At 69.8% G+C, this 14744-nt stretch carries 14 protein-coding genes and 1 rRNA gene; 4 read left to right on the forward strand and 11 right to left on the reverse strand.

What is annotated here, in order from left to right:
* Together rrf and ACIRVK_RS29445 are read left to right on the forward strand one after the other, a co-directional pair.
* Nucleotides 1-75 (forward strand): 5S ribosomal RNA (gene rrf / locus ACIRVK_RS29440); the annotation flags it as partial.
* A gap of 69 nt (nucleotides 76-144) precedes the next feature.
* Nucleotides 145-696, forward strand: coding sequence for a GNAT family N-acetyltransferase (locus ACIRVK_RS29445; RefSeq protein ID WP_404252292.1), 552 nt, complete (start codon nucleotides 145-147; stop codon nucleotides 694-696).
* On the opposite strand, the gene ACIRVK_RS29450 is transcribed toward ACIRVK_RS29445, so the two are convergent.
* The 8 genes from ACIRVK_RS29450 to ACIRVK_RS29485 form a co-directional block, all read right to left on the reverse strand.
* Complete coding sequence (locus tag ACIRVK_RS29450; protein WP_404252294.1) at nucleotides 693-2180, reverse strand: type VI secretion protein; 1488 nt, start codon at nucleotides 2178-2180, stop codon at nucleotides 693-695. The genes ACIRVK_RS29445 and ACIRVK_RS29450 overlap by 4 nt on opposite strands.
* A 22-nt stretch (nucleotides 2181-2202) precedes the next feature.
* On the reverse strand, nucleotides 2203-3630 hold the full coding sequence (locus tag ACIRVK_RS29455; protein ID WP_404252296.1) for an ATP-binding protein: 1428 nt from the start codon (nucleotides 3628-3630) through the stop codon (nucleotides 2203-2205).
* Nucleotides 3631-3639: 9 nt separating this feature from the next.
* Nucleotides 3640-5199, reverse strand: a complete 1560-nt coding sequence (locus ACIRVK_RS29460; RefSeq protein ID WP_404252298.1) for an SCO6880 family protein — start codon at nucleotides 5197-5199, stop codon at nucleotides 3640-3642.
* Nucleotides 5196-6539: a hypothetical protein gene (locus ACIRVK_RS29465; RefSeq protein WP_404252300.1), complete on the reverse strand. Its 1344-nt coding sequence runs from the start codon at nucleotides 6537-6539 to the stop codon at nucleotides 5196-5198. Before ACIRVK_RS29465 ends, ACIRVK_RS29460 begins: the two co-directional genes overlap by 4 nt.
* On the reverse strand, nucleotides 6529-7329 hold the full coding sequence (locus ACIRVK_RS29470) for a hypothetical protein (protein WP_404252302.1): 801 nt from the start codon (nucleotides 7327-7329) through the stop codon (nucleotides 6529-6531). The genes ACIRVK_RS29465 and ACIRVK_RS29470 overlap by 11 nt, the downstream gene beginning before the upstream one ends.
* A 174-nt stretch (nucleotides 7330-7503) precedes the next feature.
* Nucleotides 7504-7812 (reverse strand): hypothetical protein, encoded by a 309-nt coding sequence (locus ACIRVK_RS29475; protein ID WP_388397590.1) that lies wholly within the window; start codon nucleotides 7810-7812, stop codon nucleotides 7504-7506.
* 361 nt (nucleotides 7813-8173) lie between these two features.
* Complete coding sequence (locus ACIRVK_RS29480) at nucleotides 8174-9478, reverse strand: peptidase S8 (protein WP_404252304.1); 1305 nt, start codon at nucleotides 9476-9478, stop codon at nucleotides 8174-8176.
* A 329-nt stretch (nucleotides 9479-9807) separates the two neighbouring features.
* Nucleotides 9808-11172, reverse strand: coding sequence for a peptidase S8 (locus tag ACIRVK_RS29485; protein ID WP_404252306.1), 1365 nt, complete (start codon nucleotides 11170-11172; stop codon nucleotides 9808-9810).
* A 321-nt stretch (nucleotides 11173-11493) separates the two neighbouring features.
* On the opposite strand from ACIRVK_RS29485, the gene ACIRVK_RS29490 reads away from it, so the two are divergent.
* Nucleotides 11494-11928, forward strand: a complete 435-nt coding sequence (locus ACIRVK_RS29490; RefSeq protein ID WP_404252308.1) for a VOC family protein — start codon at nucleotides 11494-11496, stop codon at nucleotides 11926-11928.
* A gap of 15 nt (nucleotides 11929-11943) precedes the next feature.
* Here ACIRVK_RS29490 and ACIRVK_RS29495 read toward each other — a convergent pair whose 3' ends face one another.
* The 3 genes from ACIRVK_RS29495 to ACIRVK_RS29505 form a co-directional block, all read right to left on the reverse strand.
* Nucleotides 11944-12429, reverse strand: coding sequence for a hypothetical protein (locus tag ACIRVK_RS29495; RefSeq protein ID WP_404252310.1), 486 nt, complete (start codon nucleotides 12427-12429; stop codon nucleotides 11944-11946).
* Nucleotides 12430-12815: 386 nt separating this feature from the next.
* The gene (locus ACIRVK_RS29500; RefSeq protein ID WP_404252312.1) at nucleotides 12816-13040 is read right to left on the reverse strand and encodes a DUF397 domain-containing protein; all 225 of its coding nucleotides are present in this window, start codon (nucleotides 13038-13040) and stop codon (nucleotides 12816-12818) included.
* Between the two features lie 106 nt (nucleotides 13041-13146).
* Nucleotides 13147-13491, reverse strand: a complete 345-nt coding sequence (locus tag ACIRVK_RS29505; RefSeq protein ID WP_404252314.1) for a hypothetical protein — start codon at nucleotides 13489-13491, stop codon at nucleotides 13147-13149.
* Nucleotides 13492-13875: 384 nt separating this feature from the next.
* Between ACIRVK_RS29505 and ACIRVK_RS29510 the strand changes: the two genes are divergently transcribed.
* Nucleotides 13876-14649, forward strand: coding sequence for a trypsin-like peptidase domain-containing protein (locus tag ACIRVK_RS29510; protein ID WP_404252316.1), 774 nt, complete (start codon nucleotides 13876-13878; stop codon nucleotides 14647-14649).
* Nucleotides 14650-14744: the final 95 nt, after the last annotated feature.

The following is a 14744-nucleotide window of genomic DNA, read 5'->3' on the forward strand; positions in this document are numbered from 1 at the left end:
AACCCGGAAGCTAAGCCTTACAGCGCCGATGGTACTGCAGGGGGGACCCTGTGGGAGAGTAGGACGCCGCCGAACAATCATTGCGAAAACCCCCGTACCGAATAACCGGTACGGGGGTTTTCTGCGTTCGGCTACCGTGGCTCCATGAGCTACAAGATCCGTTCCATCCGTGTCGACGAGTGGCCGGCCGCGAAGGCGTTGAGACTCGTCGCCCTGCAGGACCCGGTGGCGCCCATCGCCTTTCTGGAGACCTACGAGAACGCGCTGACCCATCCCGACTCGTTCTGGGAGGAACGGGCTGCCGGCAGCTGCGAGCGCGCGACCGGGGCACAGCAGATCATCGCCGAGGGTCCCGACGGAGAGTGGGTCGCGATGCTCACCGTGCTGATAGAGGAAGCCGGCTCGACCGACTGGGCCGGGTTTCCGGTCGAGCGGAAGCAGGGGCACATCGTGGGGGTGTTCGTCCGTCCCGAGTACCGGGGTATCGGGCTCACCGAGGTGCTCTTCGACGCCGGTCTGGAGTGGGCCTGGGCCCAGGGCGTCGAGCGGGTGCGGCTCATCGTGCACGAGGACAACGGGCGGGCCCAGCGGCTGTACCGCAAGGTGGGGTTCGCGCCGACCGGGGTGACCGTGCCGTTGCCCCAGGCCCCCGGGGAGTCCGAGCTGGAGTTCGCCCTCGAGCGGGACGCCGGTTAGACCGGAAGTTCGTCGTGCGGCCAGCGGGCGCGGCCCTGTTCGCGGGAGCGGAGCAGGGCCAGGGTCGGCAGGCCCCGGTCGGAGCCGGTGGCCAGGAGTTCCGGGAGCTGGGGGAGCGGCGCCACGGCGGCCACGTCGTCCAGGACGAGGGTCAGTGGTGGGTCGAGGCGACCGGCGGATGACCGTTCGGCCATGCGGCGGCCGCGCTCGACCACGCTGGAGACGAGGGCCGTCAGGAGGGGCATCGCGCCGGGGTTGGTCCTGGGGTCCTCGATGGATTCCCCCACTACATAAAGCGTTCCCCCTTCGTCGACGAAGGAATCCAAGGCGAGCGCATCTGTTCGGTTGGGAGTGCATGCCTCGCGGATGTTGACGGTGAAGAGTGAGGACAGTGCTCTCGTCGTCAGCTCCTGGGCCATGTCGCGGCGTTCGGGGTGCGCGGTGAGCGCGGCCTCGAGTTCGCCGGCGGACCCGGGGGACGCCTTGGGACTCGTCCGGAGGATGCGCACCGCGTCCTGGATCTGCCCGCCCTGGGACCAGCGGTGGACGTGGCGGATGGTGCGGCCGTCCACGGCGGCGGCGTGCAGATAGCTGCGGAGGAGCGTTTCCGCGGTGGCGGACAGGGCCTGGTCCAGCTTGGCCGTGGGGCGGATCGGGGCGAGCAGGGCGGCGGCCCGTGAGGTCGCCGTCTCCTTGTCCTCGCAGCCGGCTGTCGGGGACCAGTGGAGGCGGGCCGGGGTGTCGCAGCGGTGGGTCGGGTCGTAGAGGAGGACCGGGCCCAGTTTGGCGCGGGCGTCCTTGGTGTCCGCCCACAGGGCGCGGTTGGAGGTGACGACGAGGGCGGGGCCCTCAGCGTCGCGTACGGCCTGGGTGGCGGTCGCGTGGCGGTTCGCGGGTGGGCCGTACCGTACGGGGCTTTCGGCGCGGGGCGGTTCCGGGCCGGCCAGGACCGCTTCGGCCTCGGCTCGCGGCACCGGCACCTCGTGCACCTCCGGCACCGGGAGGGGCGCCGGGTCGGGGACCGGCTGCGGCATCGGCTCGGGCACCACCTGCGCCGCGCCGGAAGCCTCCGTGGCCCTGTCGTTGACGGCTGCCGCCGCCCGCTCCAACCGGCGTCTGGCGCGGCCCGCTCTCCAGCGGGCGACCGTGCCCATCACGAACACGCTCAGGACGAACAGGACCATCAGCTGGCCGATGAACAGGCCCCAGAACAGGCCGTACCCGGACAGCCGGTCGGTGGGGGTGTCAGGCCAGGCGCCGGTGATGTCGTGGGGGTGGCCGATGAGGTGGCGCATGGCTAGGGGGGTCCGGGTGAACGTGACACCGCTGGGCCAGGAGCCCTGGGCGAACAGACCCGCCAGGCCCGTCGCCGTCCACACCATGAGTGTCATGCCGAGGAGGAAGGCGAGCAGGCCGACCAGCAGCCCGTCGGGGATGCCGCCCTGGCCGTCCCGGCCGTCCCGTCTGCGGTCCTCCGGTCTCACCACGTCCTCCTCCCCGCCGCCGTCACGCCACCGTCGACTCGGACGAGCCGTCGAAGTCGCTCAGGTGCTGTTCGACGAAGGCGGCCGCCCGTTCCTCCGCCTCCAGCTCGGCGGCGCGCAGCGCGTCGTGGTTGAGTTCGAAGTCCCGGGACGACTCGGTCATCGCGCGGTCGGTGAAGACCAGCGGGCGTTCCGTCTCGGTGATCAGGTGTTTGACGACCTGGACGTTGCCGTTGACGTCCCAGACGGCGATGCCGGGAGTGAGTGTCGGGATGATCTCCACGGCCCACCTGGGCAGGCCGAGGACTCGGCCGGTGGCCCGTGCCTCGTCGGCCTTCTGGGCGTAGATCGTCCGGGTCGACGCCATTTTCAGGATCGCCGCGGCCTCCTTCGCCGCCGCCCCGTCGACCACGTCGGACAGGTGGTGGACGACCGCCACGAAGGACAGGCCGAGCCGGCGCCCGAACTTCAGCAGCCGTTGGAACAGCTGCGCCACGAACGGGCTGTTGATGATGTGCCAGGCCTCCTCGACCAGGAAGATGCGCTTCTTGCGGTCGGGGCGGATCCAGGTGTGTTCCAGCCACACGCCGACGATCGCCATCAGGATCGGCATGGCGATGGAGTTGCGGTCGATGTGGGAGAGGTCGAAGACGATGAGGGGCGCGTCGAGGTCGATGCCGACCGTGGTCGGGCCGTCGAACATGCCGCGCAGGTCACCGTCGACCAGGCGGTCGAGGACCAGCGCCACGTCCAGGCCCCACGCCCGTACGTCGTCTATGTCGACGTTCATCGCCTCGGCGGACTCCGGTTCGGGGTGCCGTAGCTGCTCGACGATGTCCGTGAGGACGGGCTGGCGTTCGACGATGGTCTCGTTGACGTAGGCGTGCGCGACCTTGAGGGCGAAGCCGGAGCGTTCGTCCAGGCCGTGGCCCATGGCGACCTCGATGATCGTCCGGAGCAGGGCGAGCTGGCCGGTGGTGGTGATCGCGGGGTCGAGCGGGTTGAGGCGGATGCCCATGTCGAGGGCGGCCGTCGGGTCCAGGCGGATGGGAGTTATCCCCAGCTCCTCCGCGATCAGGTTCCACTCGCCGACGCCGTCCTCGCCCTGGGCGTCCAGGACGACGACCTGGCGGTCGCGGAAGCGGAGCTGGCGCAGGACGTACGTCTTCTCCAGCGCCGACTTGCCGTTGCCGGACTCGCCGAGGACCAGCCAGTGGGGGGCGGGCAGCTGCTGGCCGTAGAGCTGGAAGGGGTCGTAGATGTAGCCCTTGCCGGAGTAGACCTCGCGGCCGATGATCACGCCCGAGTCGCCCAGGCCCGGCGCGGCGGTCGGCAGGTAGACCGCCTGGGCCTGGCCCGTCGAGGTGCGGACCGGGAGGCGGGTCGTCTCGACCTTCCCGAAGAGGAAGGACGTGAAGGCGTCGGTGAGGACGGACAGCGGATCCCGCATGCTTGGGCCCTACCTTCGGATGCCGGTGGCGAACGGGAGGGTGTTCACGAAGGCGCGGTGGTGCTCGCGGTCGCACCACTCCAGCTTCAGGTACGACTTTCCGGCCGAGGCGCGGATGGTCCGCTTGTCGCGGGCCAGCGCCTCGGGGGAGCGGGAGGAGACGGTGATGTAGCCGACCAGGTTCACTCCGGCGGCGCCGCTCGCCAGGTCCTCGCCCCGCTGGTCGAGGCGGGAGTGGGCGGCGACGTCGCGGGGGTCCACGGTGCGGTTCATCTTGGCGGCGCGGGAGGCCTCGGCCACGTCATTGGTCTTTTCGGTCAGCATGCGTTCGATGGCTACCTCGGTGGGCTCGAGATCCATCGTCACGGCGACCGTGCGGATGACGTCCGGGGTGTGGACCAGCAGGGGGGCCAGGAAGTTGACGCCCACCGGGGTCATCGGCCACTCCTTCACCCAGGCGGTGGCGTGGCACCAGGGGGCGCGGGTGGACGACTCCCGGGTCTTGGCCTGGAGGTAGGTGGGCTCCATGGCGTCGAGCTCGGCCGGCCAGGCGTTGCGCTTGGTCATCGCCTGGATGTGGTCGATGGGGTGGTCGGGGTCGTACATGGAGTGGATGAGGGAGGCGAGCCGGCCCTGGCCGAGGGGCTGGCGGACGCGGATGTCGGCCTCCTGCAGGCGCGAGCAGATGTCGGTGAGCTCGCGGGCCATGACGACGGCGAGGCCGGCGTCCCGGTCCACCTTGCGGCCGTTGTGCGGGCGGGCCGCGCGGGCCATCGCCTGCGCCTCGGCCGCCAGCTCACGGTTGTAGTGCATGCAGGCGACGAGGTAGGCGCGGTGCTGTTCGCTGCTGGTGGAGACCATGGACTGCAGTTGGTCGTACGAGTCCTGCAGCCAGCCCGGTGCCTTCTCGTCGCCGCGGACGGCGACGTCCTTGGCGTGGGCGTCCGGGTCGGCGGGGAGGGTGCGGGCGAGCATCTGCAGGCGGGTGACGAAGCCGTCGCCGTTGGCCACGTGCTTGAGCAGGGTGCCGAAGCGGTCGACGAGGGCTTCCTGGTCCTCGGAGTCGCGCAGGCCGACGCCGGGGCCCTCGATCTCGATGGCGGCGGTGACGGTACGGCGGTCAGCGTGCAGGAGCACGGCGATCTCGTCGGGGCCGAAGGGGGCGGCGAGCCAGCTGATGCGGCCGATGCCCGGCGGCGGGCCGATCTCGACCTCGCGGCCGTCCAGGCGGGTGCCGGCCTCCATGACGCCGCTGCGGTACAGGGTGCCCTGCTTGAGGGTCCGCTTGTAACTGCGGTTGATCTCGAACCACTTGTAGAACGTGCGGTGCTTGTAGGGCACGTAGACCGCGGCCAGCGCGAGCAGCGGGAAGCCCGTCAGCAGCACGATGCGCAGGGAGAGGACGGGGATCAGGAGCCCGCACATCATGCCGAGGAAGGCGCCCACGACGATGAGCGCGATCTCTCCGGACTCGCGGTTGCGGCCGACGATCGCGTTCGGCCGGGCCCGGCCGATGAGATACGTACGGCGGGGCGTGACCGGATGGGACAGGTGGGACTCGGTCGTCAACGCCCTTCACCTCCCGTGCGGTTGGTACTGCTGTTGCGGGTGTTGCCGGCGTGCGGGGTGTTCACCGGGCTCGGTGAACGGGGTGCGGGTGCGGCGGAGGGGACTGATCCGCCGCCACCACCGTTCGGGGTGCGGCTGCTGTGCGCGGCCACGCCGCCGGTGACGGGGTTGGCCGGGCGGGCGCCGCCCCCGGAGGACGACTGGCCGCCGCCTCCGTTGTCGTTGGCGCGGGCGCTGTGGGTCTTGATGCCCTGGGCGACCATGGTCGCCGGGGAGCTGATGACGGCGGCCGCCTTGCCCTCGGCGCCCTGCATGATGCGGTTGTTGCGGCCGCTGGCGATCTCGTCGCCGAAGCCGGGGACGAAGCGGTAGATCATCGCGCTGGCGAAGATGGCGAGCAGGATGATGGCCAGGCCGGAGACGACGGCGGAGAAGGAGTCGGGTCCGTTGGCACTCGACAGCGCGCCGGCCAGCCCCAGGACGATCACGATGATCGGCTTCACCAGGATGACGGCGATCATGATGCCGGCCCAGCGGCGGACGTGGCCCCAGAGGTTCTTGTCGACGAGGCCGGCGTAGACGACGGTGCCGAGCAGGGCGCCGACGTACAGCAGGGCGGCCCTGATGACCAGCTCCAGCCACAGGACGCCGGCGGCGAGGATGCTCACCAGGGACACCACGATCAGCATGATCGGGCCGCCGCCGATGTTCGTGCCCTTGTTGAGGGCGCCGGAGAAGGTGCCGAAGAACGTGTCGGCCTGGTCGCCGGTCGCCTTGGCGAGGACGTCGGTGACGCCGTCCGCCGCGGAGACGACGGTGTAGAGGATCAGCGGTGTGAAGGCGGAGGCGAGGACCGTCAGCCACAGGAACCCGACGGCCTCGGAGATCGCGGTGCTGAGCGGGACCCCTCTGACGGCCCGCTTGGCCACCGCCAGCAGCCACAGCACCAGGGTCAGGATGGTCGAGGCCGCGAACACGACCGCGTACTGCTGGAGGAACTTCTGGTTCGTGAAGTCGACGTTCGCGGTGTCCTTCACGGCGCCGCTGAGCTTGTCGATGGTCCAGGAGGCGGCTTTCGCGCAGCCCTTGGCGAGGGAGGAGAGGGGGTCGAGGGTGGAGGTGGGGTCGTTGGTGAGCGACCCACCGCTCGACTTGGTGTTGCGGTCGCTCTCGCACAGGGCCTTGGAGGCTCCCTGGATCAGGCGGCAGGGGTCGTTGCTCGACGAGGGGGACGGCGAGGGTGACGGAGCCGCGAAGGCGCGGGCCGCCAGGAGGACGGTCGCGGTCTGCACGGCTGCGACCGCGGCCGCGGCCCTGAGCACGAGGCGCTTACCGGGCATAGGTGAACCCTCCGTACTCGTTGACGGCCTTCGCCATGTCGTCCGCGGTGGAGGCCTTGTCGTCGCCGGGGACAGGCGTGGGGCCTGCCTTCTGGGACTGGGTGACGACCTTCCAGTCGTCGCCCGCCCACTGGAGCTTCATGGTGATGGTGAACCAGCTGTTGGTGACCGGGGTGGTGGAGTTCGTGCCCGCGAGACCGAGGAGGCCGCTGCACCAGACCTCGACGGTCGCGTCGTTCGCGGTGGAGGCGGTGACCTTGGTGCCGACGGGACTGGTCCGGGAGACGAAGGTGTAGCCCGACGGCGTGGAGCCGTCCGCGTTCAGACCGACGTTCTTGTTGAAGGCCGGGGTGTACGCCTGGTCCAGGGTCGACTGGAAGTCGGCGAGCCGGGAGGGCGTGATGACGGCCTGCAGGATGGCGTCCCGTCTGGTCTTGTCGAACATGTCGGCCGAGCCCAGGGCCACCGCGTAGTTCGCCGCGGCGCTCTGCGCCCCCTGCTGGTCGTGAGCGAAGCCCGCCGGGATGCCCGTGGTCTTCGACTGGACCGGCTTGGTGCCGCTCGCGGCCGTCGCCGAGCTGCCCGGCTTGCCGCTGGACTGGCCGGCGGAAGAGGAATCGCCGCCTCCACGATTCGCGAAGGCGATCGCCGCGATCAGCAGCACCACGACCCCGACCACCGTGACCAGCCCCCTGGACGACGAGCGGCCACCGCGCCGCGCGCCCCCGTACACGTCACCGCCCGCGTCGGGCAGCCTCGTGCGGGTCTGCCCCTCGTCTCCGAGACTCATGCCGCGCACGCCCTCTCCACCTCGTGGTAATACGACGGTAGCCGTGCTGGGACCCGCGCGGGCGCGGTGTGGTGACTCGACATCAGGGAAACGCAACCTCAGCCGGTGGGCACGACGGGTGGGTGGGGTAGAGGGGGACCGGGCGTGCCCGGGGGTGGGGGGAAGAGTTGCCTGCTAGACGGCCATGCCGTACACGATGGTGAAGAGCGTGCCCAGTGAGCCGATGATGAAGACGCCCGTGAGGCCGGCGATGATGAGGCCCTTGCCCTGTTCCGCGCTGAAGGTGTCGCGCAGGGCGGTCGCGCCGATGCGCTGCTTGGCGGCGCCCCATACCGCGATGCCGAGGCAGAGCAGGATGGCGACCGCCATCACGACCTCGATCATCACTTTGGCCTCGTTGCCCAGGCTGCCGAAGGGGCCCCAGTTCGGAGCGATCCCGCCGATGATGGTGTTGATGTTTCCCTTGTCGGCCGCAAAGAGCATGTAAGTCACCGCCCCAGGTGGGTAGTTCCAGTTCCGTGCCCCTGCGTCGGTGCAGAGGCCAGGCTCATTGTCGCCGACAATGTCGTCGTCGTATGTCGACTTGGCGTCATTGACTGGCGGCTTTCGTACGAAAAGCACGTACGGTCACTCTGTGTATCACGGCAGGTCACGCCGGGCAATGAGGCCTGCGCGGAACCTGTCGTGTGGTTCCGTCGTTGACCCCTTCTATGACCTGGGCCGTTTCTGACGGTCGGTCGGGTGGACGGTCGCGTCGGTGTTCTGCGAATGAAGGGTATCCCGGGCACGGCGAACGGGCCGTGGCTGGTGGCCACGGCCCGCTCGGTGACGGAGGGTCAGTCGGTCAGCCGGTGAAGGCGGAGACACCCTCCGGGGTGCCCCAGCCGGTCGGGCCGTCGTAGCCCGACCGGGCGGTGCAGAGGTAGCTGGTCGAGCAGGAGCCGTTGCTGCCGCTGGTCACGTCGTTCAGCGCCGAGGTGCCGGCCTTCGCGTAGGGGAAGGAGGCCGGGTACGAGGAGGATGACGGGGTGCCGGCGAGGGCGTAGACGCTCGCGATGATCGGCGAGGAGGCGCTCGTACCGCCGAAGGTGTACCAGCCGGCGGTCACGCCGTAGGAGTCGTAGACCGAGACGCCGGTCGCCGGGTCGGCCACCGCGGAGACATCCGCGATCGTGCGCTTGGAGCAGCCGGTGTCGGTCTGCCAGGTGGGCTTGGCGTCGTAGGCGGAGCAGCCGGAGCCGGTGCCCTCGGTGCTGGAGGTGTTCCAGACGGTCTCGGTCCAGCCGCGGGTGGTGGAGGAGGTCTTCAGCGCGGTGCCGCCGACGGAGGTGACGTAGCGGGAGGCGGCCGGGTACTGGGCGCCGTAGCCCGAGTCGCCGGCGGAGACGGTGATGGCGACGCCCGGGTGGTTGAAGTACGAGGAGTCGTAGGAGGTGTCGGAGGAGGACTCCGAGCCGCCGTAGCTGTTGGAGACGTACTTCGCGCCGAGAGTGACGGCCTCGTTCACGGACTTGCCGAGGTTGGCCATGGTGGCGCTGTTGGCCTCGACGAGCAGGATGTTGCACTTCGGGCAGATGGCGGAGGCCATGTCGAGGTCGAGGGAGATCTCCTCGGACCAGCCGCTGTCGCTGGAGGGCAGCGAGGTGGTGGAGCCGGTCTGACCGACCTTCTTGAAGCAGCCGTTGGCGGTGGTGCAGGCCGGCAGGCCGTAGTACGAGCGGTAGGTGGCCAGGTCCGACTCGGCGTTGGGGTCGTTGTAAGCGTCGACGATCGCGATGGTGTGGCCGGCGCCGTTGGAGGCGGCGGCGGAGGTCAGGCCGTATGCGGACTGGAGGTTGCCGGGGCCGTAGCCGGAGGGCGTGGAGGCGGTGGCGGCCTTCGGGGTGACCCCGCTCTTCGCGGCCTGCTGCTTCTGGAAGGCGGTGAGTCCGCCGGTCACCCGGTAGGAGTCACAGGCCAGTTCGCCCTTGTGCTGGGGGGTGGCACAAGGCGTCGCGGTCCAGGTCACCTTCGAGGCGGCGGTGGCCGCGTCGGCCTGGCCGGCGGTGCCGAAGCCCGCGAACACGAGGGCCGCGGCGGCGGCCGCGACGGCGCCGATGCGGCGCCAACCGGCGGGCGAGGTGGGTCTGTTGGGGGGAGTGGAACGCATCGTGCAGCCTCCTGGGTTCCTGAGTGGGGTGGAACAGGGGCGGTGCGGGTGCGAGAGCGCCGGTACGGGGTCCCCGGCGGTGGGCGGCGGCCCGGCGATGACCTTCCCTTGTTGAGTACGTGACAACAAGGGGCTTACAGAAGTCTTACTTCCGAATTACTGAAGACGGTCGGGCCCTTTACCCAACGCACAGCGGGCGCACGGGCGTCGCATGGAAAACGGGTCGCGGCCGGCTGCCGTGACCCGTTCTCCTTGATGCCGCCGAGGAGTCCCCACGTACTCCCCCCTCTGGCGGCTCCCCGTGACCCGACGGGGAGGTCGTGCGCTGGTCAGCTCGCGGTGAAGGCGGTCAGGCCTTCCGGGGTGCCCCAGCCGGTCGGGCCGTCGTAGCCCGATCGCGCTGTGCAGAAGTAGCTGGTCGAGCAGGTGCCGTTGCTGCCGCTGGTCACGTCGTTGAGGGCGGAGGTGCCGGCCGCGTTGTACGGGTACTGGGCCGGGTAGTCACTGGAGCCCGGGGTGCCGGCGAGGGCGTAGACCGACGCGATGAGCGGCGACGAGGCGCTGGTGCCGCCGTAGGTGTTCCAGCCGGTGCCCGCGGAGCCGTAGGAGTCGTAGACGGAGACGCCGGTCGCGGGGTCGGCGACGGCGGACACGTCGGCGATCATCCGCTTGCCGCAGCCGCTGTCGGTCTGCCAGCTGGGCTTCGCGTCGTACGCGGAGCAGCCGGAACCGGTCCCCTCCGTACTGCTGGTGTTCCACACACTCTCCGCCCAGCCGCGGCTGTCGGAGGACGTGGACAGCGAGGTGCCGCCGACCGCGGTGACGTACTTGGAGGCGGCCGGGTACTCGGCGCCGTAGCCGCTGTCGCCCGCGCTGGCGGTGATGGCGACGCCCGGGTGGTTGTAGTACGAGGAGTCGTAGGAGGTGTCCGAGGACGACTCGGAGCCGCCGTAGGAGTTGGAGACGAACTTCGCGCCCAGCTTCACGGCCTCGTTCACCGCCGCGCCCAGGTTGGCGTCGCTCGCCGACTTCGCCTCGACCAGCAGGATGTTGCAGTTCGGGCAGGTCGCGCTGACCACGTCGAGGTCGAGGGACTCCTCACCGGCCCAGCCGCTGTCGGCGGAGGGCAGCGAGGTGGTGGAGCCGGTCTGACTGACCTTGCTGAAGCAGCCGTTGGCGGTGGTGCAGGCCGGCAGGCCGTAGTACGAGCGGTACGTGGCCAGGTCCGCCTCGGCGTTGGGGTCGTCGTAGGCGTCGACGATGGCGACGGTCTCGCCGGAGCCGTTGTTGGAGGCCGCGTCGGTCAGGCCGTAGGCGGACTGGATGTCGCTCGGACCGTACCCGGTCGGGGAGTCGCCGGCGGCGTCCGGCTTGACGGTCTTCGGCGTGACGCCCTTGAGCGCCGCCTGCTTCTCCATGAAGGCGGTGGTGCCGCCGGTGACCCGCAGGGCGTTGCAGGCGGCGTACCCCTTCTTCGGGGTCGCGGCACAGGCCTTCTCGTACCGCACATGGGCCTTCGCCACCTGCGCGGCGACCGCCTTGGCGCTCACTTTGTGGACGGCACCGGTCGCCGCGTCGGCGTGGGCCGCGGTGCCGAGTCCGGCGAGCACGAGGGCGGCGGCGGTCGCGGCGGCGGAGCCGACACGGCGCCATCTGCCGTGTATGTGGGGGGAGTTGGGGGTGGACGTACGCAACGTACAGCCTCCTGGAAGTGGTGGACAGAGGCCTGCGGGTGGGGGGCCACCGGTGTGTTCTGCCGGTGGGGGCGGCGGCCCGCGACGACGATGGCTTGTTGAGTACGCGACAAACAAGACAGTTTCGGAATCCTGACTCCCGCGTTACCGAAGTGGGCGGGGGGCTTACTGGGGGATGGGGGTGGAATGGGTGGGCGATGGCGGGGACTTGACCGTCACCGCAGGAAGTCCACAAGTCGGCGCAGGTTGACGCGCGTTGAGTGGGGTCCGTTCCGGTCCTCACCGGAGCTCTCTGTCAGAGCCCGCTGTTAAAGTGCGCCGATGTCTTCGATCAAGGAGTTCCAAGTCACCTTCGACTGTGCTGATCCCGAGCGCGTCGCTCGTTTCTGGTGTGAGGTGTTGGGGTACGTCGTACCGCCGCCGCCCAAGGGGTTCGACAGCTGGGACGCATTCGATCACTCCCTGCCGCCCGAGCGACAGGGCTCGGCCTTCGCCTGCGTCGATCCCACCGGCGTGGGCCCGCGACTGTTCTTCCAGCGCGTTCCCGAAGGCAAGGTCGTCAAGAACCGGGTGCATCTCGATGTGCGGGTCGGCACCGGGCTCGTGGGTGAGGAGCGCCTGGCCGTGCTCGAGGCCGAGTGCGCGCGACTGGTCGCGCTCGGCGCGGTGTGCGTACAGGTGCTGCGCGCCGACGGTTTCGACGAGTCGTGCATTGCGATGCAGGACATCGAGGGCAACGAGTTCTGCCTGGACTGAGGAGCGGGCGGTGCGTCAGCGGCCCTTACCGCTACCGGGGAGATACTGATTGACCAGCTCCGCCGCGGTCTGGGCATCGTCGACGGTGATGACGAAGTTCGTTCCTCGAGCCAGTTCCAGCCACAGGGCATCGCCTTCGCGGACGGAGACCGCGCGCAGGCCCGGCTTCCACCGGTAGCCCCAGCCGCCGATCTCCATCGGCCGGGTCCAGCGTGCTGACGCGTGGACGATCCGTTCATGAGGGATCGTGCGCCGCAAGAAGGGGACGAGCGCGGAGGCGACCGTGACACCCAGGGAGGACACCGTCACCTTGATGCCGCCCGTGACGAGGAACGCGGCCGCCGCGAGCAACAGCACGAGGCTGACCGCGCGGTAGGAGGCGTCGACAGCCGCGATCACGATGAGGGCGATCGCCAGGACGACGCCGACGGGGATCATCCAGCTGCTGAACTGCGACCGGTACCAGACTGTCCGTTCTCTCGCGTCGCGGGGATGGCTCACCGGTTCCTCCGGGACAGGATGCGGCCCGCACACAGGATCGCGGCGCCTAGGGCGAACTCGGTTGTTGTTCTGTCGTCGGAATCCAGTGGAGCCCGAGATCGTCTCCGTCACAAGGCCCGGTGCCGGTTCGTCTGTGGGTGACGGACCGGACGGGAGGCGTGGCGTCATGGGCAGGGGCGTGTACTGGGTTGGAAGCTGCTGGCCGCCGTCGCTCTGGCGCCGGGGTTTCCGGTGCTTCTCGTTCCCCTTACGTTGCTGACGGCTCTGTCGTGGGCGTCGCGGCCGGATTCGCGGCGGTCAACCTCGCGTCGCTCTCGCCGTCGAGGTCGGGGCGATAGCCCGCGGAGGCCGGAATTTTCGCTGCGTCCAAGATGACCTGCCGGGCCTCACCCGGCAGCCGGTCGAACTCGCCCGCCCGTACCCCAGTACGAACGCGTCCCACTTGGGGCGGTCAGTGGTGACCACGGTGTCGGGTCTGGTGGTGGAGCGGATGCGGACCGTGTCGGGTCGCTGGTCTCGGTTATGTGGATGGCTGACGGGGTCGCGGCCAGGTGGATGCAGGAGTTGCCTTCGGGGCAGTACGACGACTTCTGCCAGGGGAGCGTGCGCATCGGGGGTTCCCTCACAGGTCCTTGAGGATGTTGTGGATGAAGTCCTGAGACTCCTCGGGGGTGAGGGCCGCTGCTTCGAGGCGGTCGAGTGTGACGCGGTACTTGCTCAACTGGCCTCCGCGTCGAGGAACACCGGGCCGTGCGACTGGTCGAGGTTCACGGTGTCCAGTTGCGGTACGGGGCCCTCGGCGCAGTAGACGGACTGGCCGGAGCCGGCGAAGGTGCCCGCGGCGAACGGGATGACGTGGATCGCGATGTGCTCGCGCTCGTTCATCTCCAGGAGAAGGCGGGGCGGATTCGGGTCGGGGTGTGGGACAGCGATCCCCGGGTGCCGGACGGGTTCGGGGGCGGCGGGGCGTACGGCCCGGCGGCGGATGCCGAGAGTGGGCGCGGGCTGCACATTCTGCGGGCCTGTGCGGACGACGTCGGGGTATGCGTGCTGCGGGACCACGCGGCTTCCGGGGGCGGGAAGCTGCTGTGGGCCGAGTGTCAGGCCGGAAGGGAAGGGTGCTGTGACAGGGAGTGAGCAAGGGCACATACAGGTGCCGGGACCGGGTGCGGAAAGCGGTGCGCAGGCGGGGCGGAGATCCGCACAGTACGGTGGATACGACGCCGAGTGGGATGCCGGAGCTCCCGCTCACCGAGCCCGTGAGCTGGAGGGACGGAGGCAGCGAGCCATGTCCGTGTCGTCCGGTGTCCGGCTGTTCCCGCGTCCCCGGCCAGGGGGTGCGTACGGCCGTTCGTGTGGTGTCGAGCCGGAGAAAGGGCCGTTTTCGGAGAGTTCTCAGTGAACGGCAGACGGTTTTCTCACCTTCGTCGGTCACAGTGGCTGTCGATGAAGCGCTCCTCTCGGATCTCCAGGCGAATCGCCAGTCCCCTGTGCGCGGCCGTCGTCCTGCTGGTGCCGGCCGTGACCTCGGCGTCCCTCGCCAACGCCGACGAGGGCTCCGGGCCGCTCGGGGTGACGTCGGTCGCCGGCGTCTCGTCGCGGTCGGTGCGGGTCGGGGCGCTGTTCCCGGCGGGCCAGGCGTCCAGCCTCGCCGGCAACCACCACTGCACCGCCTCCGTCGTGCACAGCCCCAACCGGAACCTCATCGTCACCGCCGCGCACTGTCTGGACGGCGACGGGGAGTTCGTGTTCGTACCCGGGTACCGGGACGGCAAGGCGCCCTACGGGGTGTGGACCGTGAAAAGACGGTTCCTGCCGGACGGGTGGAAGCAGGGGCAGGACGAGGACAGTGACGTCGCGTTCGGCATCATCAGCTACCAGGACGGGCGGGGCATCGAGGACCTCGTCGGCGGGAACCGCTTCGCGAGCGGGACGACGACCGGCGCCACCGCCGTGACCATCACCGGGTACCCCAGCTCCGACGAGGAGCCGGTCAGCTGCACCAACAAGCCGATCGCGCACAGCCGTACCCAGCAGCGGATCGACTGCCCCAGTCTCAGCAACGGCACGAGCGGCAGTCCGTGGGTCAACGGGGACGGTCAGGTCGTGGGGGTGCTGGGCGGTCACGAGCAGGGTGGCGACACGGACGACATCTCCTACAGCGTCGTGTTGGGGAGCGAGGCCGCGGAGCTGTACCGGGACGCGGCCGCCGATCCGTGATCCCGCACCACCTCTGCCTGACGTTCGACAATGGCCGGGTGTGATCATTACGGAAGGCGGTCGCCGCCTCTAGACTGACCCCTCGACGGACTCCT

The organism is Streptomyces sp. NPDC101152 (assembly GCF_044768275.1).
Classification (GTDB): domain Bacteria; phylum Actinomycetota; class Actinomycetes; order Streptomycetales; family Streptomycetaceae; genus Streptomyces.